The following is a 25,349-nucleotide window of genomic DNA, read 5'->3' as shown; positions in this document are numbered from 1 at the left end:
TCATATGTCAGATACAAACTAAAATATGAATCTGTAACAAGGCTTGCTTTTGCGTCTTAATGATTAATAATTAGACAGCTATTGGGGCGTAAACCCAGTAAATAACAGTATGGTAAAGGATGTTTACTTTTACCTGAGAAATTTTTTATCTTCGAATGGTAAAAAATACTTTGATTTCACGTTTTTGGTGATTATGATGCGCGCCTCAAAGGTGTATAGCAACAGGTTCTCAAATAGAACCAAGGTGGAGAAAAACAGACGTTGAACGCTAAAAAATCAGTAGGAAAACCGGTAGTACAACTAACTGGTATTAGTAAAGGCTTCGATGGTAAGCAAGTCATCGGCAATCTTGATCTAAACGTAAATCATGGTGAGTTTCTCACGATTTTAGGCCCATCAGGTTGTGGTAAAACAACCGTACTAAGAATGATTGCGGGTTTTGAAACGGCAGATAGTGGTCAAATACTATTAGCTGAACAAAACGTAACCCAAGTTCCTGCTGAACAAAGGCATGTAAACACTGTATTCCAAAGCTATGCCCTATTCCCACATATGACCGTTTTCGATAATGTGGCATTTGGCTTACGCATGCAGAAAGTTCCAAACAGCGAGATTGAATTTCGCGTAATGGATGCTTTGAAAATGGTGCGCCTAGAACAAATGGCACAACGAAAGCCACACCAGCTATCTGGTGGTCAACAGCAACGTATTGCAATCGCTCGTGCTGTCGTTAATAAGCCTAAAGTTCTTTTGTTGGATGAATCTCTATCTGCTCTGGATTACAAACTGCGTAAACAGATGCAAATTGAGCTGAAACAATTACAACGCCAACTTGGTATCACGTTCATTTTTGTTACGCATGACCAAGAAGAAGCGCTGTCTATGTCTGACCGTATTATTGTTATGCGTGATGGTGTGATTGAACAAGATGGAACACCAAGAGAGATCTACGAAGAGCCTAAGAACCTATTTGTAGCGCGTTTCATTGGTGAAATTAACGTATTCGAAGCGACAGCGAAATCTCGTCAAGATGAAAAACGCATTGTTGCGACAATCGAAGGTGAAGAGTCCATTATCTATCACGATAAAGACGTAACACCGGGTCAAAAACTGCAAGTATTGCTTCGCCCTGAAGATCTTCGTATCGAAGAAATCAAAGAGTCTGAACAACGCGGTATTGTTGGCTACATTGTCGAGCGAACCTACAAAGGCATGACGTTAGATTCAGTCGTAGAACTTGAATCTGGTATGCGTGTCATGGTTAGCGAATTCTTCAACGAAGATGACCCTGATGTTGATCACTCACTGGGCCAAAAAGTTGCAGTAACTTGGGTTGAAAGCTGGGAAGTGGTATTAGAAGATGAGCAAGAAGTTTAATTTACAAAACGCAATTGTTGCTTTGATCACAGGTTGGCTAGTGTTGTTCGTGATGATTCCAAACATTATGATCATAGGTACTAGTTTCTTAACTCGTGATGAAGCGAACTTGATCGAGATGACCTTCACTCTCGATAATTACGTGCGTTTGGCTGACCCGCTGTATTTTAAAGTATTGATGCACTCTTTCTATATGGCGATTATCGCGACGCTATTGTGTTTAATTATTGGCTACCCGTTTGCCTACATCGTGGCAAAAATGCCGGTGAAATGGCGCCCTATCATGTTGTTCTTAGTGATTGTGCCATTTTGGACGAACTCTTTGATTCGTACTTACGGTTTGAAGATTGTATTGGGTACTCAAGGTGTCTTGAACAAAAGCCTGTTAGCGCTAGATATTATCGATAAACCGTTACGTATCATGTACACAGAAACCTCAGTAATGATCGGCTTAGTGTACATCCTGCTTCCGTTTATGATTCTGCCGCTGTATTCAGCGATTGAAAAACTGGATGACACGTACCTAGAAGCAGCAAAAGACTTAGGCGCAAACAAGCTTCAAACCTTGTTGAAAGTTGTACTTCCGCTAACGATGCCTGGCATTATCGGTGGTTGTTTATTAGTACTTCTTCCAGCGTTAGGCATGTTCTACATCTCTGACCTATTAGGCGGCGCTAAGAACTTGCTGATTGGTAACGTGATTAAGAGCCAAGTACTCAACGCCCGAGATTGGCCGTTTGGCGCGGCTACGAGTATTGCGCTGACGGTTGCGATGGCAATTATGCTTTATGCCTACTACCGAGCAGGCAAGCTATTGAATAAGAAGGTGGAGCTAGACTAATGGGTCGCACAGTTAAGTTCAGCTTTATGGCGTTGGTATACGCTTTTCTATACCTACCTATTATCGTATTGATTGCGAACTCATTTAATGCCAACAAGTTTGGTATGAAATGGGGTGGCTTCACCACCAAGTGGTATGACGCACTTATTAACAACGACAGCCTAATGCAGGCTGCGTGGCACTCGATTAACGTAGCGGTGTTTTCAGCAACAGCTGCTACGATTGTCGGCAGCCTGACAGCCGTAGCCCTATTCCGTTACCAGTTCAAAGGTAAAGGCGTAGTCAATGGCATGTTGTTCATCGTAATGATGTCACCAGATATCGTAATGGCAATCTCGTTACTGGCTCTGTTCTTAGTAATGGGTGTGCAACTAGGCTTCTTTACCCTGCTTGCTGCGCATATTACGTTCTGTTTGCCGTTTGTTGTTGTAACGGTTTACAGTCGCTTGAATGGCTTCGACGTGAAAATGCTTGAAGCAGCAAAAGACTTAGGTGCAAGTGAATGGACGATTCTAAAACAGATCATCCTGCCTCTTGCTAAGCCTGCGGTTGCTGCGGGTTGGTTATTGAGCTTCACACTGTCTCTGGACGATGTGATTATCAGTTCTTTCGTAACCGGTCCAACGTATGAAATCTTGCCACTGAAGATTTACTCTATGGTTAAAGTGGGTATCTCTCCAGAGGTAAACGCCCTAGCAACAGTGATGTTAGTGGTGTCGCTAGTACTGGTGATTATTTCTCAGTTATTAGCGAGAGAGAAAATTAAGTAAGTCTCCTACTCTATACAGAGACTAACTTGATAAGAAGTTAACAAACTTCATGTTCTACAAAGTGTTAATCATAAACAGAATGGTAAATTGCCATTCTGTTTTTCTATCTACTGCCTTCGGGCAACGTTTAGTTTGGAGCTAACGTCAATGAAAAAATGGGCTACTCTATTAGCTGGTAGTGCATGTGCGCTTTCAATGTTATCTGCACCGTCTTTTGCGAAAGATAACAAAGAATTGGTATTCATGAACTGGGGACCTTACATCAACAGTGAGATTCTAGAACAGTTCACTGATGAGACTGGTATCAAGGTTATCTACTCGACTTACGAGTCGAACGAAACCCTGTACGCAAAGCTAAAAACACACAACAAAGGCTATGACCTAGTTGTGCCGTCGACTTACTTCGTATCTAAGATGCGTGATGAGGGTATGCTTCAAAAGATCGACAAAACCAAGCTGAACAACTTTAAGAATCTAGATACAAACTACCTAGATAAGCCTTACGACCCAAATAACGACTACTCTATTCCACACGTAGTTGCTATTACTGGTTTGGCTGTTAACACAGACATGTACGATCCAGAAGATTTTCAAAGCTGGGCTGACTTATGGAAGCCTGAGCTTGAAGGTCAGCTGATGATGATGGACGATACTCGCGAAGTTTTCCACATTGCACTACGCAAGTTAGGTTACTCAGGTAACACAACTAACGAGAAAGAGATCGACGAAGCTTACGCTGAGCTACAAAAGCTAATGCCGAATGTTCTAGTATTTAACTCAGACAACCCTGGCGCACCATACATGTCTGGTGAAGTTGGCCTTGGTATGCTTTGGAACGGCTCTGCAGCAGCGGCTCAAAACGAAGGTCTACCAATTAAACTGGTATTCCCTAAAGAAGGCGGTATCGGTTGGGTTGATAACTTCGCAATCAGCTCTGGTGCAACAAACGTAGAAGCGGCTCACAAGATGATCGACTTCCTACTTCGCCCTGAAATCGCTGAGCAAATCTCTCGTGATACTGGTTACCTAACCGCAGTGAAAGCGTCTAACGAGAAGTTCAAAGACAGCCCTGCTCTGTTCCCGTCTCAAGAAGACCTTGATCGTGTTGAATGGCAAGCTGCAGTCGGCGATAAGACCGTGAAGTACGAAGATTACTTCATGAAGCTTAAAGCGGGTCAATAACTGGCTTATTTGACGAGTCTTACTCGACAGTTAATTGGTTAAAAACAACAATATCAATGAATAGGCAGCTTAGGCTGCCTATTTTATTATATCGCTGCTATAATATATCGCGATTTTTAGGAATCCTTTTACTTTGGGCTCACTACCCAACTTCAAATCAAACAAATGAACGGAACAGTAATGAAAAAAACACTGTATACCGGCGCATTGTGTGCTGCTACTTTACTTTCTACACCCTCTTTCGCAGCTGACCAAGAACTGTATTTTTACAACTGGTCTGAATATATTCCAAATGAAGTATTAGAAGACTTCACAAAAGAGACGGGCATTAAGGTTTATTACTCTACTTACGAGTCAAACGAAAGCATGTACGCTAAGTTAAAAACTCAAGGTACGGGTTATGACTTAGTGGTTCCTTCTACTTACTTCGTTTCTAAGATGCGTAAAGAAGGCATGCTTCAAGAGCTTGATAAAACTAAGCTAAGCCACTTTGCTGATTTGGATCCAAATTACTTAGATAAGCCATTTGACCCAAGCAACAACTACTCGATCCCTTACATCTGGGGTGCAACGGGCATTGGTATCAACTCAGATATGCTAGACAAGTCTTCAGTGAAAAACTGGGGCGATCTGTGGGATACACAGTGGGAAGGTCAACTGATGATGATGGATGACTCTCGTGAGGTTTTCCATATTGCTTTATCTAAACTGGGTTACTCTCCAAACACGACTAACCCTGAAGAAATCAAAGAAGCGTACGAAGAACTTCGTAAGCTAATGCCAAACGTATTGGTATTTAACTCAGATTTCCCTGCTAACCCTTACCTAGCGGGTGAAGTGTCACTTGGTATGCTTTGGAATGGCTCTGCTTACATGGCACGCCAAGAAGGCGCAACGATTGATATTATCTGGCCAGAGAAAGGTGCTATCTTCTGGATGGACAGCCTAGCGATTCCGTCTGGTGCTAAGAACATCGAAGCAGCTCATAAGATGATCGATTTCCTTCTTCGCCCAGAGAACGCAGCAAAAATTGCTCTAGAGATCGGCTACCCGACCCCAGTAAAAACCGCTTACCCTCTTCTTCCAAAAGAATTTGCTGAAGACAAGAACGTTTTCCCACCACAATCAGTGATGGATAACGGTGTATGGCAAGATGAAGTTGGTGAAGCGAGTGTCATTTATGACGAGTACTTCCAAAAACTTAAAGTGAACAACTAAGTTATTGTTAGTTAATCAGTTAAGTAAATAAAGCGGCGTAAGCCGCTTTATTTTTTTCAGATTCAGAAACTGACGTGCTTTATCAAAGACAAGGCTTAGGCCGTTAAAGAACCTTTCTCTGTACATAATAACTCGCCAACCAGTTTAGGCACCACGATACTCGCTTTGCCGTAACGTTTCTCTTCAAACTCGCTCTCTACTGCACTTGGCTCAAGGTTGATTTCGATCGTATGTGCGCCATGCATTTTTGCATCATGCACAAACCCAGCAGCTGGATAAACTACGCCTGATGTACCGATTGAGATAAATAGGTCGGCTTCTTCCAGTGCGGAATAGATGTCGCCCATTCTCAATGGCATCTCACCAAACCAAACAATGTGTGGACGCATTTGCGCGGGAATTTGACAGCAGTGACAAAGTTCACCAGTTTCGATGTCACCTTTATGCTCGATAACTTGGTTAGATTCGCTGCAACGTGCTTTTAACAGTTCACCGTGCATGTGAATAATGTTGTTGCTACCGCCTCTCTCGTGCAGGTTGTCGATATTCTGAGTTATGATTGTAACTTTGCCATCAAGTTTGTCTTCAAGCTCACCTAGCGCCTTATGGGCTGAATTTGGTTGAATGCTCTCACCTTTTAAGCCATGACGACGCTTGTTATAGAATGCTTGAACCAAGTCGGGATCTTTTGCAAACCCTTCTGGGGTGGCGACATCTTCGATTTTATGGTTTTCCCATAGCCCGTCTTGTGCTCGGAATGTTTGTATCCCCGACTCAGCAGAAATGCCGGCACCAGTAAGAATTACGATATTACGATATGGGAAATGCATATAACGTCCTTTTCAATATGTCACTTTGTAACAGCTTAGCACTGTTCAAATTCCAACAATAGTTTTGGGGATTAGACCATAGTCTTAGCCAACTGAATTCATTGGCTATTTGTGACATAACTCGCTAGTCGTTTACTTAACTTTTCAATAAAACTCTCCGACTGATTTCAATAAACGCAAAAAGCGGCCGCAGACACTTAGGGTAGAGATCCGCTGACAGCTATATTTCTAGACAAGAGACTTAAAAACAAAAAGCCCAGCGAAATAATCACTGGGCTTTTCTTTTAAGCTATAGCTAACGCACTGACGTTACAGGTTTGGTCCTGTAGACAGGTTTTGCGGCAGATTTTGACTTAAACGCTGCATGCCTTGATACATACGGATAAACCAAACCACAATCGCAACACCACCGAATAACATACCTACATATGGAATGTAGTAAGCGATGTCATCGATAATATGGTTTTGATACCAGTAATCGTTCACACCGATTAACACGCCGTTTGAGGTCGCTACCGTCACGATAAGAACCACAAAGAAGGTTAGGTTCAAGAAGAACGAGCGGATTAAGCCATAGTAATGCGTATCAACGACTTCGCCATCTTCACCTTTATCTAAACGATAACCTGCGTAAATAATCGCGATCACACCAGAGATAAGACAAGTAAATGGTGTGAAACAGCTTAGAATATAAGCAACCCAAATGCCTTTATGAGGTTTGTTCATTCTTATTCACCCCTTCGTTTGCCTCTGTTGTTACGTTAGCGTCTTGCTGCACGCCGTTCTTTTCTTGTTCCATCACTTCGTTATACCAAAGGTCATGGTGCTCTTTCGCCCAAGTCTCATCAACTTCGCCTGTTATCATGCCTTTTAGTGCACCTTCCATACCAAACAAGCCGATGTAGATGTGAAACACAAAGCCACAGATTAGGATCAGAGCTGCCAACATATGAACTAAGTTTGAAAGTTCCATATCACGGCGAGTTTGACCAAAGATTGGGAAATCCAATACCAAACCACTGATTGCAGCGACACTACCCATTACGATAAGTAGCCAGAACAGCGCTTTTTCACCGGCATTCGAGAACTCTGCAGATGGGTGAGAGCCTTTATGCTTCCCTACCATACCGCCTAGTTTCAAGAACCACTGGATATCCACTTTCTTAAAGATAGACTTGCGCCACCATTTGATAAGAACAGCCATCAACAACACATAGAAAATTGGGCCTATGTAGTTGTGGTATTGCTTAGCTAGTAGAACAATGAAGCCCCATAGATCCGTTGGTATATAAGGTTTCAAGAAGTGTTTACCATAAACCAACATCAAACCACTGAACGCTAGGGTCAGAAAGGTAAACGCCATGCTCCAGTGTAATGCACGATCCAGTCGAGACCACCGTTTGATCTTGCGACCTGTTCTTGGCGCACTGAGCATCAATGGACCAATCACTACGTACATCAGAGTGACAAAAGCAATACTGCCAAAGATAGCAACGGCACCAGCTGGTGACATCCACTTCTCTTTTAAGATGTACCAAGTTTGACCTGGAGTACTGATGAGTACGCCATGCTCAGGAGACTGAGATGTGGTGTAACCTGATTGTCCATCTCTAACTTGTCGCCAGTAATCCGCACCAGCAAGTTGAACCACTTCTCTTTCAGCTGAGTTTGCTTGAGTTTGTGATGAGTTCGTCTCAGATGCATGACTCATAGGAGAAAGCATTGTTAGTGCTGCCACCATTGGCAGCACAACAAGGAAGAGACGCTTAAACAGTGTAAGCATATGCCTCTCCTACTTAGCTCTTAGTTGCGTCATAAGACAAGTCATTGCCGTTTGTCCAACCAGCACCTTTCGCACCACGTTCAACAACACGTTGACGGAAAACATCAGAAACTTTCTCTGCGTCACCCGCTAGCAGTGCTTTAGTTGAACACAAAGAAGCACACATTGGCAGTTTGCCTTCGGCAATACGGTTCGCACCGTACTTTTGACGCTCTTCAACAGAACCTGGTTCTGTTTCAGGACCGCCAGCACAGAAGGTACATTTGTCCATCTTACCGCGCTCACCAAACGCTTCCTGTTTAGGGAATTGAGGGGCGCCAAATGGACAAGCAAACAAACAGTAACCACAACCGATACACAGATCTTTGTTGTGAAGGACGATACCGTCTTCTGTATGTTCAAAACAGTCTGCAGGACAAACAGCCATACATGGCGCATCAGTACAGTGCATACACGCAACTGAGATAGAGTTTTCACCCGGTTCGCCATCGTTCAATGTGACAACGCGACGACGTTGAATTCCCCATTCCAGAGCATCATCATTTTCATTCTTACATGCAGTGACACAACCGTTACATTCGATACAACGCTTGGTGTCACAAAGAAATTTCATTCTAGCCATTTTAAGACTCCTTACGCTTTACGAATATTACAAAGGGTTACTTTCGTTTCCTGCATCAACGTGACAGGGTCGTAACCATAAGTGGTTGCTGTGTTAGCAGCTTCACCAATAACGTAAGGATCAGTGCCTTCTGGGTACTTAGAACGCAAATCTTCGCCTTCAAACTTCCCACCGAAATGGAATGGCAAGAACGCTAAACCCGGTTTCACACTACGTGTTACCATCGCTTTCACCTTAATTCGGCCTTTCTCCGCACCTTCAACCCAAACGTCATCGCCATCTTTAAAGCCAATGTCGTTCGCGTCTTTCGGGTTCACTTCAACATACATTTCTTGTTGTAGCTCAGCTAGCCAAGGGTTAGAACGGGTTTCTTCACCACCACCTTCGTATTCAACCAGACGGCCAGAAGTTAGAACTAACGGATATTCACCAGATTTGTCTTGCTCTTGAATCGACTTGTAAAGCGTAGGAACACGGAAGATAGCTTCTTTGTCGTCCCACGTTGGATAATCAGCAACTAGGTCGCGACGTGGCGTGTAAAGCGGCTCACGGTGCAGTGGTACACGGTCTGGGAATGTCCAAACAATCGCACGTGCTTTCGCATTACCAAATGGGATACAACCGTGTTTAATTGCCACACGTTGGATACCACCTGAAACGTCAGTCTTCCAGTTTTTGCCTTCAGCAGACGCTTTCTCTTCTGTAGTTAGGTCATCCCACCAACCCAGTTGTTTAAGTAGTTTGTCACTAAATTCTGGGTAACCGTCTTTGATCGCACTGCCTTTCGAGTAGCTGTCTTCAGCAAGTAGGCTTTGACCTTCAAACTCAACACCGAAACGAGTACGGAAGTTACCACCACCATCAGCAACCGTCTTAGACGTATCGTAAAGGATGTGCGTGCCGGGGTGTTTCATCTCTGGAGTGCCCCAACATGGCCAAGGCAGACCGTAAGTCTCACCATTTGCTGGACCGCCTTCTGCTTCTAGAGACGTTTTGTGGAACGTGTGCCAGTTCTGTTGGTGTTCTTTCAAGCGCTCAGGGCTTTGGCCTGTGTAGCCGATCGTCCACATACCTTTGTTGAATTCACGTGTGATGTCTTCAATAAGAGGTTGGTTGTTCTCAACTCGAATGTTTTTGAACAGCTGCTCAGAAAAACCAAGCTTCTTAGAAAGCAAGTACATGATTTCGTGGTCAGGTTTAGATTCGAATAGAGGCTCAACGACTTTGTCACGCCATTGTAGAGAGCGGTTTGACGCCGTTACACTGCCGTAGGTTTCAAATTGAGTCGTTGCTGGTAGCAGGTAAACGCCATCGGTACGATCGTTCATTACCGCTGCAACCGTTGGGTATGGGTCAACAATAACCATCATATCCAGTTTCTGCATCGCTTTTTTCATCTCTGGACCACGAGTCTGAGAGTTCACCGCGTGACCCCAGTAGAACATGGCACGGATATTTTCGCGCTGACGAATCTTGTCTTTGTCTTCAAGTACGCCATCTACCCAACGAGATACAGGAATACCTGCACTGTTCATTGGTTTTTGACCACCGTATGCATTGTCATCGAAACGGCCTTTCACCCAATCAAAGTCGATATCCCAAACTTTTGACCAGTGACGCCAAGAACCTTCAGACAAGCCGTAGTAACCTGGAAGTGTGTCAGAAAGTACGCCAAGGTCAGTTGCGCCCTGTACGTTATCGTGACCACGGAAGATGTTTGCACCGCCGCCTGATTTACCGATGTTACCTAGCGCAAGCTCAAGTACACAGTAAGCACGTGTGTTGTTGTTACCAGTCGTGTGCTGAGTACCACCCATACACCAAACGATACAACCCGGACGGTTTTCAGAAAGTAGTTTCGCTGTGTGGTATACATCTTTTTCACTAACACCGGTTACGCGTTCAACTTCTGCTGGGTTCCATTTCGCCACTTCTTCACGGATCTCGTCCATGCCGAATACGCGTTGTTTAATGAACTCTTTGTCTTCCCATTGGTTTGCAAAAACGTGCCATAACACACCCCAGATAAACGCAACGTCAGAACCAGGACGAAGAGAAACGTAGTGATCTGATTTCGCAGCAGTACGCGTGCGACGAGGATCCGCAACAACGATCTTACAGTTGTTCTTCTCTTTCGCGATCAAGATGTGCTGCATCGCTACTGGGTGAGCTTCTGCAGGGTTTGAACCAATGAACAGCATCGATTTACAGTTGTGCATGTCGTTGAACGAGTTTGTCATTGCACCGTAACCCCAAGTGTTCGCAACACCGGCTACTGTGGTTGAGTGACAAATACGCGCTTGGTGGTCGACGTTGTTCGTTCCCCAAAGCGACGCCATCTTACGGAATGCGTAAGCTTGTTCATTACTGTGTTTCGCACTACCTAGGAAGTAAACTGAATCAGGGCCAGACTCTTTACGAAGTTCTAGCGCTTTGTTACCGATCTCTTCAATCGCTTGTTCCCAAGAAAGCTTCTTCCACTTACCGCCTTCCAATTTCATTGGGTACTTAAGACGACGTTCACCGTGGCCGTGCTCACGAAGTGCTGCACCTTTCGCACAGTGTCCACCAGCGTTGAATGGGTGATCGAATGCAGGTTCTTGACCTGTCCAAACACCATTTTGAACTTCAGCGTAGATGCCACAGCCCACAGAACAGTGAGAACAGATAGTACGCTTTACTTCTGTTTTCGCTTCTGGATCGACTGATTTAGCCTGTGCTTTCTTCATCATGCCTGGTGCAAATAGACTTGCGCCTACGACTGCACCACCAGCAGCTAATGAAGTATTTTTCATGAAGGCACGTCGAGACACACCTAGCTGATTGGTTTCTTTGCTCACACTATCGGAGCGTTTGACAAGTTTCATCTGTTATCTCCTAAAGTGTGTCGTAGTAATCGCGAATATGTTGCGTTTCACGATAGCCAGTCTTCTTCACGTCTTCTTTCGAAATTTCAACTGTTTCTGAAGCGGTTGCCACTTTAGTTGTACCAGCGACAACGGCTCCAGCAACGGCTGCAGTCGTCAAGCCTTTGAGTAGATCCCTACGGCTTGTATTTATATCTTTATTATCTTTCATCATTGCTTCCTTACCTTACGGTAGATCTTTTTTGGAGGCTTAATGCCCCTCTATCGATATAATCGCGTACTGCTCGATTACTCGTAATCAGTGACGTTTTTCACATCAATCTTTAATTTGTGCTTACTGCTTTTTGTATTCACGCTAAAACGCACTTGTTCTAACGTTAAGAAGGCTTCACATAACTGAGCGGCCGATTTGTAGAAGTTTGCACTTTCTGCCTCTTCAAGCTGACGCGTGAAAGAGTTAAACCAAGGACCAAGGTGCTTATTGAATACCGTTTGTTGCAGTGCTTCTTCCTCAGCCGTTAGCATCGCCATCACTTCACAAAGCGCCGCGACGTGATCTTCTGGCTCTTTCACTTGATCATCACGCTCAATGCCTAAAAGATCTAAATCATGACGAATGTCAGCCAATGGTTTTTCCATCATGGCGCCAGTGCGATGCCAAGAACCAAATGGAACGACCTCTCCGCGACCAATGCCGATGAACAGGTCTTGATATTCATCTTCTAGTGCTTCTCGGTTTGATTCTGTTGCTGCTTGTTGAATGGCAATCCAAGCTTTCTGCATCGAGCTTTCAGACGCTTCAATATCTAGCGTTTTTAGAAAGTCGATCACCTCTTCAGAAGGTGCGCTACGAAACAGTGCAGACAGAACCAAATAGATCTCAGTTCTTAGTGTCTGTTCTTGTGCCTGACCCAAATTCGTTTCCAAGGCTAACTCCTAGTATTTCAATTGTTTCAATGGGTCTTGAGCCATTGAATCAAACATATCCACCACACGGCAGTCTTCACACATTGCAATACGATTAATCGCTGCTTCGTCTGAAAAGTGAGAGTGACCGCGTAACTTGTTCTGTAGCATGTCAATCATAGACTGAGGTGCGAATGGTTTATGGCAACGTACACATTCCGCTGCTTTCTCTTCATGAATCACAACCGCTTTCTGACGCTCCTCTTTCACCCAGTTCATACGAGGCGTAAGAGTCAGAACATTTTCAGGACATGCCTTTTCACACAGACCACATTGAATACAGTCTTGTTCTACAAACTTAAGTGATGGAGAAGCTCCGTCGGTATGAAGTGCACGTGTCGGACATACAGCCACACAACTCATACATAACGTACAATCTTTGCTATCACACGAAACATTGCCGTAAGGTGCGTTTGACGGAAGCTCAACAATATTTTCAACAGGAATACGAGCTGAAGACATCGCATCAAGTGCTGTGAATAGACGCTGACGCTTGTTGCCTTGAAGATCGCCAAGCGCAAGGTCGAATGAATCCACACAAAGTGTTGGAGGACCTTCACGTAGAGATTCTAAGTACAGAATATCGATCGTTTCTTTCGGAATACCGATTTGGTCTAGTAACTCTTGAGCGATCCCTACTTCGTTATTCAGAACACGAATGATCGTTTCTGGCATAAAGCGAGATGCTGCAAACAGAACTTGAGTCGCGCCATTAACTAATGCTGCAAACCAAGTATCGATACCAATAGATGGCAGCTCTTCGACAACAATAGGAATCACGTTGTCTGGTAGCGCTTTAAGTGCCATCACGTTGTAAGTTTCATGACGTGAGCTACAGATAAGTACGATCGGATCCAAACCGCCCGCTTGCTCGTAGTTAGCTAGCGTACGTTCAATGAATTTTTGAGTATCATCAGGATTAGGCAATGCGTAAGAGATAGCTTCTGTCGGACAGCTCGTTGCACAAGTGCCCACGCCTTGGCATAGGTAAGGGTTGATCTCAATCTTGTGACCCGTCTTATCAGAGCCTTCACTTGAAAGTGCGCCAGCAGGACAAGCGTCAACACAACGCTCACAACCTTTAACACCACGAGAACTGTGTGCACATAGGTCAGTGTCCAAACGGAAGAACTTAGGCTTATCAAACGTGCCCATTAACGTAGGAATTTCTTCTAACGCTTCAGCCAGTTTTGGATAGCCACGCCCTACCGGGTAATAACCTGGAACAGGCACTTCTTCTGTCATGCAGCTATTCAGACATAAATCCAAAACCACATCAAAACAGTCATGATTGATTGCCACTTTTGCAAGGTTATTGGTTAGGCCTTTGTTTTCGATCAGAACTTCGAACGTACCAAGGAATCCAGAAACCTGAACAGCATTTGCGTAGTAAAGCGCTGACTCAGTGTTGGTCGCTTTCGCACCGTCTGTTGAAAGTAGTGTCAGGCTTGTTAAATGAGGCAATTGAGCTGCAGCACTTTCAATGATCGCAGTTGGACCAATAATTAGCGTATTACCACCACTTTCATAACTTACTGTCGGTGGAATTAGGTTTGTTAACTCAACGGTATTCTCAAACGCATACAGCCTCGCCTTTGCGTTATTTGAAGTTGCTTGTTCTAATAATTGTTTAAGCATTGCTCAGTTCCATTTTTGGATATGGATAATCTGTTCAATCTTCATTGTAGTTAACGTTGGAGAACTTGCTGAGTAATCAGTTAACAACTTATGGTCTCGTTAACTATTCATTCACTCGTCAAGCTTACGCGAGTTATCTACAAAAAAGTCGATAGTGGACTATTTTATGCAAATTCCACGCCAATTTAATAGTTAAATATTTTCAAAGAATTAGATTGAATTTAAAGAGATATTAATAATAAAAAAACCGCTTGGGACATTTTGTCGCAAGCGGTTCGTTGAGTGTTTAGTCAAAATGTACCTATTCTTTGCGTGGTATATTTTGTTCCACCTCTTTTGGGTCATTTTCAATAGCGTCAGTGTCGATATCATTCGATACTGTGTTTTTACACAGTCCTTTTTGTTGCCCCGCAATTTCACCACTTTCAACAAGATCTGATTCCGCTTCTTCAGCGTTGTTAACCGAATCTTTTTCTCTACTTTCAGTGACTTGCTCTTGTTCGCTTGACATTTCTTCTTCTGACTTCTCTTTTAACCAATCGCGTAAGCTTTCAGCGACACCTTCGGAAAGTGACTTAAGATTACTGTAATCGTCATCGTAATCGTCTAAGCCATCACGTACGTTAAATTCTTCTGAGAGAAATAATTTACGTAATGCGGCTTTTTTTACGCTTTCTGATGCTTCTGATACCAATAATTGAGCCATAGACAGCTCTTCAGTAGCCTCTGATGCCGGCCCTTCAGTGTCAGCAGCGTCTTCTAAAGCTTCAGTTAGCTCAGTAGAAGCTGGGTCATCTGGTGCTAGTTCTTCAGCAGAGGTTCGTATTTGAAGTGCAGACTCAGAAGAAGTAACCGAGGTTTCCTCAAGAGGCTGTTCAGCTTCAAGCGCTTTATCAGTCGATTCATCGAGCTTTCGTTGAGACCAACGGCTAAAAAAGTTAGTTGCCATTAGAACGACCTGCTCCTTTGCGCTTCTTGCGTCTCGCTTCTAATAATTCACCATGACGACCAATAAAGGCTTCCATCCACGCTTGTACAGGTAAAGGCATGTCGTAAGACAATACTTGGTTATCTCCGTCCATGTATTGGCCTGCGACCGTTTGTGATGCTGTCAGTAATTGAATAATAGGTTTACCGGAGTCAACATTATCCATAACTAAGAATAGCTTAGGTTGCTGAGAGCTTAAATTGAAGCGGTAGTCGGTGCGTTCATCTTTGTGTAGTTGGAGCAAACATACGTCTAGGGTTTCATTTTCAGGTGATAATTCAAAACCGATGAGTTCCCATTGAGTCGTTACCCAAATGCCCGTTTTGATCTCTTTCTCTATTCTTTGGACACCTATTGGCCAAACTGATTCTGTTTTTTCATAGTGTTCTTGGAATTCTTTTATCTCAGACATACTGCACCCAATTGATTTTCTTTATTCTGATCGTACGTAGGACATTTTGTACTTCGCATAATCATATACCCTCTAGCATAGCAATAAACCATAGCAATAAACACGCCAATACAGCTTAAGTCCTGCGGCGTCTTTAGTGCGTTTGTCGTAGAGTTACCCTTATAACGTTAGTCGATTGCGCTGGTTTGAGACAGTTAGTCTCGGTGAACTCTCATATTTTGCGTTATTTTAATCTAATGCTTCATGTTTTAACGAATCCCCGTTATTTTGGAATAAGATTTGCAGCCGCTCTTCGCCGTGCTGTCACATGTTTAATAATTGAAGCATGAACGATAACGATATATACAAACTAGCGCATTGATGAATGAGAGCTTTATTGCTCCTGTTGACTTCTTATCTCATAAAATCGCTATCTCATTAAGTAGGAAATGACTGTGGTAAAACCAAACATAATAAAAACCAGTGAGAATCCACTTCAGACCATCGAAGTTGAAGTGTTTGATGAATATGGCGAAAAGCTAACAAAACAGATCGCGTGTGAGCGTCCCCTTACCGTAATGCTGAACTGGAAAGAGATCGTAACCTTAATGACATTGGGTTCTCGTCCTGAGTCATTAGTATTAGGCTATTTAAAAAACCAAAGCTTCCTTTCTGATCCAGAAGCCGTTGAATCTATTATCATCGATTGGGAAACCAGCTCTGCAGCGGTTATCACTAAAGAAGACACAAGCCAACTGGAGCAAGCATTGAAGAAGAAGACGGTGACGTCTGGCTGTGGTCAAGGCACCATGTACGGCAATGTGATGAAGCAGTTGGAAGATTACCAAGTGCCTAAAACCAAGGTTAAGCAATCTGAAATCTATAAGGCTCTAGAGGCTTTGACCCACTACAACGATACTTACAAGAAAGCCGGTGCCGTGCACGGTTGTGCTGTTTGCAAAGATGACCATGTGTTGTCGTTTGTGGAAGATGTTGGTCGTCACAATGCCGTTGATACCCTAGCGGGTGAGATGTGGCTCAACAAAGAAGATGGCGCAGACAAGATCTTCTACACCACAGGTCGCCTTACCTCTGAAATGGTAATCAAAGTGGCGCAGATGGGAATTCCTGTTCTTCTATCACGCTCTGGCGTGACCCAAATGGGTTTAGACTTAGCGCAGAAGTTTGGCATCATTACGATTGCTCGTGCTAAAGGCTTGCGCTTCCAAGTCTTTACAGGTGCAGACAAGATAGACTTCGATGTCAAAGGCGAGCAATAAGCGTAAAGGTGCGCCTTTACTTAATTCCAGTGATTTATGTCGGAGCTCGTTCAAAGGTACTTGGCTTCTCAGGAACCGTTGCATGGTTTGGGGCTTCGGCAGCAGATGAAGGCCTTAACCTTCCTTTTCCTGAGTTGTTAGCTTTCTTAGCTGCAGCAACCGAAGTACTGGGGTGTATCTGTATCGTATTAGGGGTCTATTCACTCGTTTTATTTCAATTCCGATGATTTTCATGATGAGTGTGGCAAGTGCCATGGTTCACTGGAAACACGGTTGGGACGCAATCGCGACTGGCGGTATGGAAGCGACCATAAGACTGAATGGTTTCATCGAGTGGTTGGCTGTTAACTTCCCAGGCCGCTAAAACTACATCACTGAACTTGACGACCCGGTAATGGTGAACAACGTCATGGAGTTCGCAGGCACCTATTTTGTAATGCTGTTGGTTCTTCTTGTCTTCGGTGGCGGTCGCTACGTAAGTGCTGATTACTGGCTACGTAAACAGTTCTCAAAAAACAAGACAAAGCACTTCGTTGGTAATCAACCTCAATTACGTCTAACGCCATAGCGCTATATATAACCTCCTAATTAACTCTCTCTAATTATCCTTTTATTTTTCCATTATCTTACCCGTCACACACGTGGCGGGAAGGAGTTTTTATGCTTACAGATGTCGTCAATCTGTCGCGGTTTCAATTCGCGAGTACCGCGCTTTATCATTTTATATTCGTTCCCCTAACGATAGGCCTCTCCTTTTTACTTGCAGTGATGGAATCGCTGTATATCATGGCCAATAAGACAATCTACAAGGACATGACTAAGTTCTGGGGTAAATTGTTCGGTATTAACTTCGCGGTTGGTGTGGCAACCGGCTTAACGATGGAATTCCAGTTTAGTACTAACTGAGCGTACTACTCTCACTACGTGGGTGATATTTTTGGTGCCCCGCTCGCGATCGAAGCTTTGATTGCGTTTTTCTTGGAATCCACCTTAGTTGGCATGTTCTTCTTTGGTTGGGACAAGTTATCTAAGCGTCAGCACTTGTCTGTAACTTGGCTAACAGCCTTGGGTTCTAACTTCTCTGGTCTATGGATTTTGATGGCCAACGGTTGGATGCAAAACCCTGTTGGTGCGGAGTTTAACTTCGAAACCATGCGCATTGAGATGACAGACTTCATAATTGTGATGTTTGATGACTTACTTCTACACAACTACGAAACCTATCCTGTACTTTGGATTATTCCAGCGTTAGGCATCATTGGGATGTTGGGCTGCGCAATAATGACTCGACTGAACCGTGCAGGGTTAGCCTTTGCGTCTTCAAGCTTATCTATTGCAAGCATTATATCAACGGCAGGCGTCGCTTTGTTTCCAATGATCATGCCATCTGCCTTGGTGCTATCTCATAGTTTGACGCTGTGGGACGGAACCTCTAGTCAGCTGACTCTAAGCATTATCTCTGTTGTCGCGGTAATCGTTATACCTATTATCTTGGGCTACACAATTTGGTGTTACTACAAGATGTTCGGTCGATTAGAAAGCAAATACATTCACGATAACAGTTCATCACTGTATTAATTTAGGTGAACCAAGAGGATAACTTATGTGGTATTTATGTTGGGTTCTGGGAATCTTGCTCGCTTGTGCGCTTGGCATCATTAATGCGCTATGGTTAGAAAACACAGACCTTCTAGATGAGACGGATTAACTGATATCTCGTTTTATACAAACGAGCATATTGTCGGCAATTTTCATTTCTATATATTGAAAATTCCCCGCTAATGTTTGTGGAAAGCCTTCGTTCTCCTGTGGAATGGAGGCTTTTTTGATCCTACATGAAGCACTCGTACCATCTAAACCTGCACGTATTATGTCTTGAATTAGCTTTTCCTTAAATGAATCTTGATTTAACACCTCAATAAGCTATTAGTTACATATTCATCAATTTAATGAATCTATTAATACAAACTAAAGATGAATATCAACGTCACCGGCTTAAAGGGAATTAACCATGAACAATCCATCGAAATCTCAGCACCGTTTGCTGTCTCTTTCTATTCGCAGTAAGTTTATTTTAATCAACCTCACCCTGTTTGTTTCTGTTTCTGTCTATGCGATTTACGAGCAGTTCAGCTTAGACAAATTAGAATCATTGGAGGTCGCAGCGATCGAAAACCTTAAAAGCTCAGTCGACTTATTAACGCTTAGGCGATATGAGAAAGACTTCTTATCTCGACACGATCAAAAATACGCAGACCGTTTCGATAAAACCGCCGACACACTGAATCAAAGATTGGTGACGTTGAACCAAACCCTAACTTCGCATGAGCTCCACCTGACCGAACAAATGACGAAGATCTTCGATACCCTTCATCAGTACCAGAAACAGTTCGACCAAGTCGTCAATCAAGTTAATGACATTGAACGCACAACCGCACCTTTTGGCTTTGTCGCAGCTCTCGATGGAAAAAGAACAGCGCTGAAATCAGCAATCGAATCAGAGTCAAGTTTGGCACTGGAACTTGCGTTGTTAGAGCTGATCGAAAAAGACTTCCATTACCTTGCACATATCAATAACCAAACGAATGCGGCGTTAACCAATGCTCTTATTGAGTTTGAACCCTACGCCCAAACTTCGATTGCGACTGAACAAGCCTATTCCGAATATAAGGCTGCAGTTGAAACTCTGTTGGTTGCTAACAGCAATCTAGGTTTGTCTGCGGAGTTGGGGCTCAGAGGCGCCTTACGTAGCAATGTCCATCAAACGGAACAAGCCATTGAAGAAGTGCAGAATGAGATAAGCCAAGCGATTACAGCGGCAGTTAGACACACACAAAATATGTTGCATCTGTTTGGCGCCGCTATTGTTGTTCTGCTTTCGTTGTTGTTTGTGTTCATTGGTCGCAACATACTCGCGCGTATTAAAGCGATTAACGTCATGATGGAGTCGATTGCCAATGGCGATGGTGATTTAACCGTAAGAATGAACGCTAAAGGTAACGACGAGCTCGCTCAACTTGCTCACTCGTTTGATACCTTCATCAACAAGCTGCACGGCAACATTAAAGAGTTGTCGGGAGTTATGACTGTGTTGACAGAGAGTTCATGTAGTTCTGAAGAAGCGGCGATCAAAAGCATGAGCAATGCAGAGAAACAGAAACAACAATCGGAGTCTGTCGCAACGGCAGTTAACGAATTGGTGATGACCAGTAACGAGGTCACAGCCAATATAGAAAACGCAGCAACTAATGCAGAGAAGATTAAAGACAACGCACATCAAGCACTACAAGAAACACATTTAACGGATGCGAGTATCAATGTGTTGGTTGAGAACATTGCAGAGTCGCAAGACTTAATTGTACAACTTGAACAACAGAGTCGTGAAATCAATCAAGTGGTGACGACGATTCAAGGGATTGCCGAGCAAACTAACCTACTCGCGCTTAACGCGGCAATTGAGGCTGCACGTGCAGGTGATCATGGACGAGGCTTTGCGGTGGTCGCCTCTGAAGTGAGAGAGCTTTCTTTGATGACTAACGACTCAACTCATCAGATTGAATCGACTATCCATGGTTTGACATCCGGTATTGCGAAGACAGTCGCTAAGATGTCGGCAAGCTTGGAACAAACCGAACAAGTTAAGCACCAGACTAAAGATGTGGTCAATGCGATTGAAGGTATCCACTTCCAAGTTGGAGAGATGTTTGACCTTAACAGTCAAATAGCGACTGCGTCTGAAGAACAATCCATGGTATCTGCGGAGATCGACCGAAACATCAGCGACATCGCTCATCTAGCTAGTGATACACATACCCTGGTATCAGGTTCAGTGCGTTGTAGTGAACAGGTATCGAGCGTGAGTGTAAAATTAGAGAAGATTGTGGCTCAGTTTAAATACTGATGTGTATTCCACTTTGTTGTGGACTATCACCACCTCTGAATAAACTGCAGGTAATAAAAAACGCCCTTATCGCTTTATGCTGATAAGGGCGTTTTAATTCTATAAGGACATTTTCCGTTACCTGTAGACTATCGATGTCTACAAACAGCGGTTGTCCGAAGCACTAGTCTTAATTAGCCACGTGCTTTTAGGAATTCAGCGTAAGTACCACGGAAATCATTGATCTTGCCATCTTTGATTTCAAGAATACGTGTTGCTAGAGAGTCTACGAATACGCGGTCGTGAGATACGAAGAACAATGTGCCTTTGTAGTTCTCAAGAGCCAAGTTAAGCGCTTCGATAGATTCCATATCCATGTGGTTAGTCGGTTCATCCATAAGTAGGATGTTTGGCTTGTGCATCATGATTTTACCAAGAAGCATACGACCTTGCTCACCACCAGAAATTACCTTAACTGATTTCTTAATGTCGTCTTGACCAAACAGCATACGACCTAGGAAGCCACGAACAACCTGCTCGTCTTCACCTTCTTGACGCCATTGGCTCATCCAGTCGAACAGGTTCATGTCTTCTTCGAAGTCATGAGCATGGTCTTGAGCGTAGTAACCGATGTTTGAGTTTTCAGACCACTTGTACTCACCTGTACGAGCTTCAAGTTCGCCAGCTAGTGTGTTCAGTAGTGTTGTTTTACCCACACCGTTCTCACCGATGATAGCTACGCGTTCACCTACTTCGAAGATTGCATCGAACTTGTTGAATAGGTCTTCTTCAAAACCTTGAGATAGGCTTTCAACCACAAGTGCGTTACGGAATAGCTCTTTAGACTGTTCAAAACGAATGAATGGGTTTTGACGGCTAGAAGCTTTCACTTCTTCAAGCTGAATCTTATCGATTTGCTTAGCACGAGACGTAGCTTGCTTCGCTTTAGATGCGTTAGCAGAGAAACGAGAAACGAACGTTTGAAGTTCAGCGATTTGCGCTTTCTTCTTAGCGTTGTCAGACAGTAGACGTTCACGCGCTTGAGTTGCTGCAGTCATGTACTCATCGTAGTTACCTGGGAACAGGCGAAGCTCACCGTAATCTAGGTCAGCCATGTGTGTACATACAGAGTTTAGGAAATGACGGTCGTGCGAAATGATGATCATTGTGCAGTTACGTTGGTTTAGTGTCTCTTCCAACCAGCGGATAGTGTCCATGTCCAGGTTGTTCGTTGGTTCGTCTAGAAGCATGATGTGCGGGTCTGCGAATAGAACTTGCGCTAGAAGCACACGAAGTTTCCAACCTGGTGCAACTTCGCTCATCAGACCGAAGTGTTGTGATTCTTCAATACCAACAGCAAGAAGAAGCTCACCCGCTTTCGCTTCAGCCATGTAACCGTCCATTTCAGCGAACTGAACTTCTAGGTCAGCAACTTTCATGCCGTCTTCTTCGCTCATTTCTGGCAAAGAGTAAATGCGGTCACGCTCTTGCTTGATTGCCCATAGCTCTTTGTGACCCATGATAACCGTGTCGATTACCGTGAATTCTTCGTAAGCAAATTGGTCCTGGTTTAGCTTAGCTACGCGCTCGTTTGGATCGTAGCTTACGTTACCAGAAGTCGGCTCTAGTTCACCAGATAGGATCTTCATGAACGTCGATTTACCACAGCCATTCGCGCCGATTAAACCGTAACGGTTACCTTCGCCGAACTTAACTGAAATATTTTCGAAAAGTGGCTTAGCGCCGAATTGTTGGGTGATATTTGCTGTGGAGATCAATGCCTTTACCTTTTTAATGTGAAAAACGCCGCAACGTTACTTGTTCAGTGCTTGAACTGCAAGTATTGATTGCAATTACACGCTAATAAGTGAGCGATAACCTAGCTAAATCATAGTTTGAGGTAACTCACATTTTTGATTTCTATTTATGGAGTGATAAATAAGCCAATAATCTCTGATCACTAGTTCCGTCACATTACCAACGTTCTCGACCGTCAACATTTATTGGTGAAGTAAAATGAAGAAGTTATTTATCCTATGACTTGCTGGCTTAGCGACGGCGGTAAGTTTCCCGACTTACGCGACAGAAGATTAGCCAATGTAGAAAACATTGCTAAGATTGCGAGTTTGGTGCGCTGGAATGGCGTGTTCTTCTCTATTATCGTCATTGCAGCGATGTGGTTATTATTGAAACTCATTAACTCAATGGTGACGAACTATAGCCAGTTCATTCAATATCGAATGCTGTTGCAAAAGCTTCAATCGTTCATGCAGTTCTTTATTTACGTGAGCACTGCTCTATCGTGTTCATGATGAGTTTCCGCATCAACGACCTAATCTTGGCTCTGATTGGCGGTACCCTAGCGGTGTCGGTTGGCTTTGCCTTAAAAGATTTGGCGGCCTCTTTCATCGCGAGCATCACCGTAATAATTGATAGACCACCTCACACAGGTGACAGTGTCACACTCAAGGGTAACTACGGTGACATTATTACTATCGGTTTACGCTCGGTACGTATCAGAACTTTGAAAGACGACATCATCACAATTCCTAACAACAAGTTCTTAAACGATGTCACCACCAGTGGTAACTATGGCGCGTTGGTTATGCACGTGGTGATTCCGTTTTACGTCGGTATGGATGAGGACATCACCCTCGCCCGTGATCTAATACAGGAAACGGCATCATCAAGCCGTTACATCCACCTACCTAAGTCAGTGATAGTATTGTGAAACAGACTATTACCGACAACTACCTAGCAATACAGCTAACCTGTAAGGCTTATGTGGTCGATACAGCCTATGAGAAACTATTCGAGACTGACATTACGCTTCGTGTCATGAAAGAGTTTAAGAAACACAATATCAACCCACCTAAAATCTCAGTGGCTGCCACTCGTAGCTTTAGTTTGATAACTAGATTGTTCGAAACAAGAACACCTCCGCATTTGAATAAGGTTCGGAGGTGGTTTTTATGGTTGCCGCCTATTTAACAGCTATTGGTTCTAAGATTCTATGAGTTTAATGGTGAGCAGCGTTAAACCTTAAAGTACTTCAACTGTTCAGTGAGATGTTCAGTGGTGTTTGCCATCTTCTGACTGTCTTCAGCAAGCGATTGGGAAGCCTGTAGTACCTCGTTAGCGGCCAAATGAATACCAGTTACACTCTCACTCATCTCTGTTGCTACTGTGCTCTGCTGTTCAGACACTGCAGCAATTTGAGAGACCAGGTCATTAGCGTTGTGTAGCTCATTTACAATCACATCGAGTTGCTGGCGTGTCTCGTTAGATGCAACCACGCTGTGGTCCACTTTTTCATTGCTGCTTTGCATAGCATTAAATGTGCGTTCGGCTTGTTGTGTTAGCTTTTCGATGGTTGATTGTACCTCGTTAGTCGAGTTCTGCGTGCGACTCGCTAGATTACGAACTTCATCAGCAACCACAGCAAACCCACGGCCCTGCTCTCCTGCGCGTGCTGCTTCAATAGCTGCGTTTAATGCTAATAGATTAGTTTGCTCAGACACATCACGAATCACACCAACCACTTGGCTTATCTCGGTGACGCCAGATTGAAGATCTCTAACCAAGTTATTTGACGTCGAAATATTCTCAGACACTTGAGATATCGTCGTTGCCGTTACCTTCATATTTTCATCATTTTGGTTAGCGTGAACCACTACTTTGTTGGTACTTGCGGCTGTGTTTTCTGCATTCATAGCGACATCTGAAATGGTCGCGCTCATCTCTGTCATTGCAGTCGACAACAACTCAAGCTGCGCGTGTTGTGAATTCACGCTGGTTGCTGCTTCTTCACTGGCCTGTGCGATATGACTTGCCATATTACTAGACAGGTCCGCAGACTCGTTTGCTGTACGAACCGTGGTTTGCAGTTTGTCGAGCATGGTATCGATCTGGTGGCTCATATCGCCCAACTCATCTTTGCGTGTCATGTTCATACGAACACGAAGGTCACCATCGGCAATCTTATGCGTGTTATCGATAAGCTTGTTAAGCGGGACAAGGATGTTATTCGAAATCGCATACCCCATCGCAAACAGTAAGCCTGATAGAATAACCTCGACCACGCCTTCATTCAGTGCTAATGCGTAGAAAGCCTCTTGAATATCAGCGACCAGTATTCCCGAACCAATAATCCAGTTCCATTCTGGGAAGAGTTGTACGTAAGAGATTTTATCTTCGAGTTCACCTTGAGGGCTCATCCACTGGTAATCGAGAAAGCCTTTCTCTTGAGGAGAGCGCGAGATCGTCACCATTTCACGCCAATGGTGTTTTCCGGCTCCATCTTTCAAGTTACCTGCGTTAGTGCCGTTTAACTCTGGTTTTAATGGGTGGCTAATAATGTTGAGTTGCTGGTTGAGGACCCAGAAGTAATTGGTGTTGTCGTAACGAAGCGTTTCAATCGCTTGCAGCGCACGCTCCTTTGCGATTTCTTCACCGAGCAAGCTGCGTTGGCTGTAGTAATAGCTAGCTAAGCTAACGGCCGTTTCAACTTGAGCGCTGAGCTTATCTTGCCGTTCCTTCATAGAACTGGCTCGTTGTTGCATCAAATTAAATGTTGATGCCATTACCAGTAATACAACCGCTAGGACGACAATTGAGGCGAGTTTTAACTTGATAGATAAATTACTTAATTTCATAGCTGACTGACTTTAACATTTGTCTTGATTATGTATTTTGAACCAAGTTATCAAAATTTCG

20 protein-coding genes and 3 pseudogenes are annotated in these 25,349 nt (G+C 43.8%); 11 read left to right on the top strand and 12 right to left on the bottom strand.

Annotated elements, in window-relative coordinates; genetic code table 11:
* The first annotated feature begins 261 nt into the window (after positions 1–261).
* The 5 genes from potA (at position 262) to L1D11_RS03395 (ending at position 5,388) form a co-directional block, all read left to right on the top strand.
* Positions 262–1,377, top strand: a complete 1,116-nt coding sequence (potA, locus tag L1D11_RS03415; protein ID WP_239833359.1) for a spermidine/putrescine ABC transporter ATP-binding protein PotA — start codon at positions 262–264, stop codon at positions 1,375–1,377.
* A complete protein-coding gene (gene potB / locus L1D11_RS03410; protein WP_239833358.1) occupies positions 1,361–2,218 on the top strand; it encodes a spermidine/putrescine ABC transporter permease PotB in 858 nt (285 codons plus the stop codon). Before potA ends, potB begins: the two co-directional genes overlap by 17 nt.
* Complete coding sequence (gene potC, locus L1D11_RS03405; protein WP_008217945.1) at positions 2,218–2,988, top strand: spermidine/putrescine ABC transporter permease PotC; 771 nt, start codon at positions 2,218–2,220, stop codon at positions 2,986–2,988. Before potB ends, potC begins: the two co-directional genes overlap by 1 nt.
* A 147-nt stretch (positions 2,989–3,135) precedes the next feature.
* Positions 3,136–4,170: an extracellular solute-binding protein gene (locus tag L1D11_RS03400; protein ID WP_061033410.1), complete on the top strand. Its 1,035-nt coding sequence runs from the start codon at positions 3,136–3,138 to the stop codon at positions 4,168–4,170.
* Positions 4,171–4,350: 180 nt separating this feature from the next.
* Positions 4,351–5,388 carry an extracellular solute-binding protein gene (locus L1D11_RS03395; protein WP_008217941.1) on the top strand — a complete coding sequence of 346 codons (1,038 nt, stop codon included), beginning with the start codon at positions 4,351–4,353 and terminating at the stop codon, positions 5,386–5,388.
* A 95-nt stretch (positions 5,389–5,483) separates the two neighbouring features.
* On the opposite strand, the gene cobB is transcribed toward L1D11_RS03395, so the two are convergent.
* The 10 genes from cobB to L1D11_RS03345 form a co-directional block, all read right to left on the bottom strand.
* Positions 5,484–6,218 carry a Sir2 family NAD+-dependent deacetylase gene (cobB, locus tag L1D11_RS03390; RefSeq protein WP_239833357.1) on the bottom strand — a complete coding sequence of 245 codons (735 nt, stop codon included), beginning with the start codon at positions 6,216–6,218 and terminating at the stop codon, positions 5,484–5,486.
* A gap of 309 nt (positions 6,219–6,527) precedes the next feature.
* Positions 6,528–6,944 (bottom strand): hypothetical protein, encoded by a 417-nt coding sequence (locus tag L1D11_RS03385; protein ID WP_239833356.1) that lies wholly within the window; start codon positions 6,942–6,944, stop codon positions 6,528–6,530.
* Positions 6,928–8,001: a formate dehydrogenase subunit gamma gene (locus tag L1D11_RS03380; RefSeq protein WP_239833355.1), complete on the bottom strand. Its 1,074-nt coding sequence runs from the start codon at positions 7,999–8,001 to the stop codon at positions 6,928–6,930. Before L1D11_RS03380 ends, L1D11_RS03385 begins: the two co-directional genes overlap by 17 nt.
* Positions 8,002–8,014: 13 nt before the next feature.
* Positions 8,015–8,623: a formate dehydrogenase FDH3 subunit beta gene (gene fdh3B / locus L1D11_RS03375; protein ID WP_061017924.1), complete on the bottom strand. Its 609-nt coding sequence runs from the start codon at positions 8,621–8,623 to the stop codon at positions 8,015–8,017.
* Positions 8,624–8,634: 11 nt separating this feature from the next.
* Complete coding sequence (locus tag L1D11_RS03370; protein WP_239833354.1) at positions 8,635–11,490, bottom strand: formate dehydrogenase subunit alpha; 2,856 nt, start codon at positions 11,488–11,490, stop codon at positions 8,635–8,637.
* Positions 11,491–11,500: 10 nt separating this feature from the next.
* The gene (locus L1D11_RS03365; RefSeq protein WP_008217926.1) at positions 11,501–11,701 is read right to left on the bottom strand and encodes a twin-arginine translocation signal domain-containing protein; all 201 of its coding nucleotides are present in this window, start codon (positions 11,699–11,701) and stop codon (positions 11,501–11,503) included.
* Between the two features lie 77 nt (positions 11,702–11,778).
* Positions 11,779–12,417, bottom strand: a complete 639-nt coding sequence (locus tag L1D11_RS03360) for a molecular chaperone TorD family protein (RefSeq protein WP_239833353.1) — start codon at positions 12,415–12,417, stop codon at positions 11,779–11,781.
* A gap of 9 nt (positions 12,418–12,426) precedes the next feature.
* Positions 12,427–14,094 carry a 4Fe-4S dicluster domain-containing protein gene (locus tag L1D11_RS03355; RefSeq protein ID WP_239833352.1) on the bottom strand — a complete coding sequence of 556 codons (1,668 nt, stop codon included), beginning with the start codon at positions 14,092–14,094 and terminating at the stop codon, positions 12,427–12,429.
* 301 nt (positions 14,095–14,395) lie between these two features.
* Positions 14,396–15,043: a DUF3306 domain-containing protein gene (locus tag L1D11_RS03350; RefSeq protein WP_239832477.1), complete on the bottom strand. Its 648-nt coding sequence runs from the start codon at positions 15,041–15,043 to the stop codon at positions 14,396–14,398.
* Positions 15,033–15,494 (bottom strand): DUF3305 domain-containing protein, encoded by a 462-nt coding sequence (locus tag L1D11_RS03345; protein WP_239832476.1) that lies wholly within the window; start codon positions 15,492–15,494, stop codon positions 15,033–15,035. The genes L1D11_RS03350 and L1D11_RS03345 overlap by 11 nt, the downstream gene beginning before the upstream one ends.
* Positions 15,495–15,928: 434 nt before the next feature.
* On the opposite strand from L1D11_RS03345, the gene L1D11_RS03340 reads away from it, so the two are divergent.
* The 5 genes and pseudogenes from L1D11_RS03340 to L1D11_RS03320 all read left to right on the top strand — a co-directional run bounded on the left by L1D11_RS03340 (position 15,929) and on the right by L1D11_RS03320 (position 20,654).
* Positions 15,929–16,753 carry a formate dehydrogenase accessory sulfurtransferase FdhD gene (locus tag L1D11_RS03340; protein ID WP_239862024.1) on the top strand — a complete coding sequence of 275 codons (825 nt, stop codon included), beginning with the start codon at positions 15,929–15,931 and terminating at the stop codon, positions 16,751–16,753.
* 8 nt (positions 16,754–16,761) lie between these two features.
* Positions 16,762–17,321: pseudogene (locus L1D11_RS03335) on the top strand (DoxX family protein); the annotation flags it as partial.
* Positions 17,322–17,413: 92 nt separating this feature from the next.
* Positions 17,414–18,331 (top strand): annotated as a pseudogene (gene cydB / locus L1D11_RS03330) (cytochrome d ubiquinol oxidase subunit II).
* A gap of 25 nt (positions 18,332–18,356) precedes the next feature.
* A complete protein-coding gene (gene cydX, locus L1D11_RS03325; RefSeq protein WP_239832474.1) occupies positions 18,357–18,461 on the top strand; it encodes a cytochrome bd-I oxidase subunit CydX in 105 nt (34 codons plus the stop codon).
* Between the two features lie 303 nt (positions 18,462–18,764).
* Positions 18,765–20,654, top strand: coding sequence for a methyl-accepting chemotaxis protein (locus L1D11_RS03320; protein ID WP_239862022.1), 1,890 nt, complete (start codon positions 18,765–18,767; stop codon positions 20,652–20,654).
* A 173-nt stretch (positions 20,655–20,827) separates the two neighbouring features.
* Here L1D11_RS03320 and L1D11_RS03315 read toward each other — a convergent pair whose 3' ends face one another.
* Positions 20,828–22,411 (bottom strand): ABC-F family ATPase, encoded by a 1,584-nt coding sequence (locus tag L1D11_RS03315; protein WP_239832472.1) that lies wholly within the window; start codon positions 22,409–22,411, stop codon positions 20,828–20,830.
* A 238-nt stretch (positions 22,412–22,649) separates the two neighbouring features.
* Between L1D11_RS03315 and L1D11_RS03310 the strand changes: the two are divergent.
* A pseudogene (locus L1D11_RS03310) lies at positions 22,650–23,525 on the top strand (mechanosensitive ion channel domain-containing protein); the annotation flags it as partial.
* A 143-nt stretch (positions 23,526–23,668) separates the two neighbouring features.
* On the opposite strand, the gene L1D11_RS03305 reads toward L1D11_RS03310, so the two are convergent.
* On the bottom strand, positions 23,669–25,288 hold the full coding sequence (locus L1D11_RS03305; RefSeq protein ID WP_239832471.1) for a methyl-accepting chemotaxis protein: 1,620 nt from the start codon (positions 25,286–25,288) through the stop codon (positions 23,669–23,671).
* Positions 25,289–25,349: the final 61 nt, after the last annotated feature.

The sequence above is a fragment of the Vibrio sp. Isolate32 genome (genome assembly GCF_022397955.1).
In the GTDB taxonomy this organism is placed as follows: Bacteria; Pseudomonadota; Gammaproteobacteria; order Enterobacterales; family Vibrionaceae; genus Vibrio.
Note: the sequence above shows the minus strand (reverse complement) of the source record. Positions and strands in the feature narration are given on the sequence as shown.

What these genes read in the sequence shown, in the direction of transcription:
- cydX (WP_239832474.1), top strand. Translation starts at nt 18,357, where the DNA reads ATGTGGTATTTATGTTGGGTTCTGGGAATCTTGCTCGCTTGTGCGCTT.
- fdh3B (WP_061017924.1), bottom strand. Translation starts at nt 8,623, where the DNA reads ATGGCTAGAATGAAATTTCTTTGTGACACCAAGCGTTGTATCGAATGT.
- potB (WP_239833358.1), top strand. Translation starts at nt 1,361, where the DNA reads ATGAGCAAGAAGTTTAATTTACAAAACGCAATTGTTGCTTTGATCACA.
- L1D11_RS03365 (WP_008217926.1), bottom strand. Translation starts at nt 11,701, where the DNA reads ATGAAAGATAATAAAGATATAAATACAAGCCGTAGGGATCTACTCAAA.
- L1D11_RS03385 (WP_239833356.1), bottom strand. Translation starts at nt 6,944, where the DNA reads ATGAACAAACCTCATAAAGGCATTTGGGTTGCTTATATTCTAAGCTGT.
- L1D11_RS03320 (WP_239862022.1), top strand. Translation starts at nt 18,765, where the DNA reads ATGAACAATCCATCGAAATCTCAGCACCGTTTGCTGTCTCTTTCTATT.
- L1D11_RS03395 (WP_008217941.1), top strand. Translation starts at nt 4,351, where the DNA reads ATGAAAAAAACACTGTATACCGGCGCATTGTGTGCTGCTACTTTACTT.
- L1D11_RS03305 (WP_239832471.1), bottom strand. Translation starts at nt 25,288, where the DNA reads ATGAAATTAAGTAATTTATCTATCAAGTTAAAACTCGCCTCAATTGTC.
- L1D11_RS03345 (WP_239832476.1), bottom strand. Translation starts at nt 15,494, where the DNA reads ATGTCTGAGATAAAAGAATTCCAAGAACACTATGAAAAAACAGAATCA.
- cobB (WP_239833357.1), bottom strand. Translation starts at nt 6,218, where the DNA reads ATGCATTTCCCATATCGTAATATCGTAATTCTTACTGGTGCCGGCATT.
- L1D11_RS03400 (WP_061033410.1), top strand. Translation starts at nt 3,136, where the DNA reads ATGAAAAAATGGGCTACTCTATTAGCTGGTAGTGCATGTGCGCTTTCA.
- potC (WP_008217945.1), top strand. Translation starts at nt 2,218, where the DNA reads ATGGGTCGCACAGTTAAGTTCAGCTTTATGGCGTTGGTATACGCTTTT.
- L1D11_RS03355 (WP_239833352.1), bottom strand. Translation starts at nt 14,094, where the DNA reads ATGCTTAAACAATTATTAGAACAAGCAACTTCAAATAACGCAAAGGCG.
- L1D11_RS03380 (WP_239833355.1), bottom strand. Translation starts at nt 8,001, where the DNA reads ATGCTTACACTGTTTAAGCGTCTCTTCCTTGTTGTGCTGCCAATGGTG.
- L1D11_RS03370 (WP_239833354.1), bottom strand. Translation starts at nt 11,490, where the DNA reads ATGAAACTTGTCAAACGCTCCGATAGTGTGAGCAAAGAAACCAATCAG.
- L1D11_RS03350 (WP_239832477.1), bottom strand. Translation starts at nt 15,043, where the DNA reads ATGGCAACTAACTTTTTTAGCCGTTGGTCTCAACGAAAGCTCGATGAA.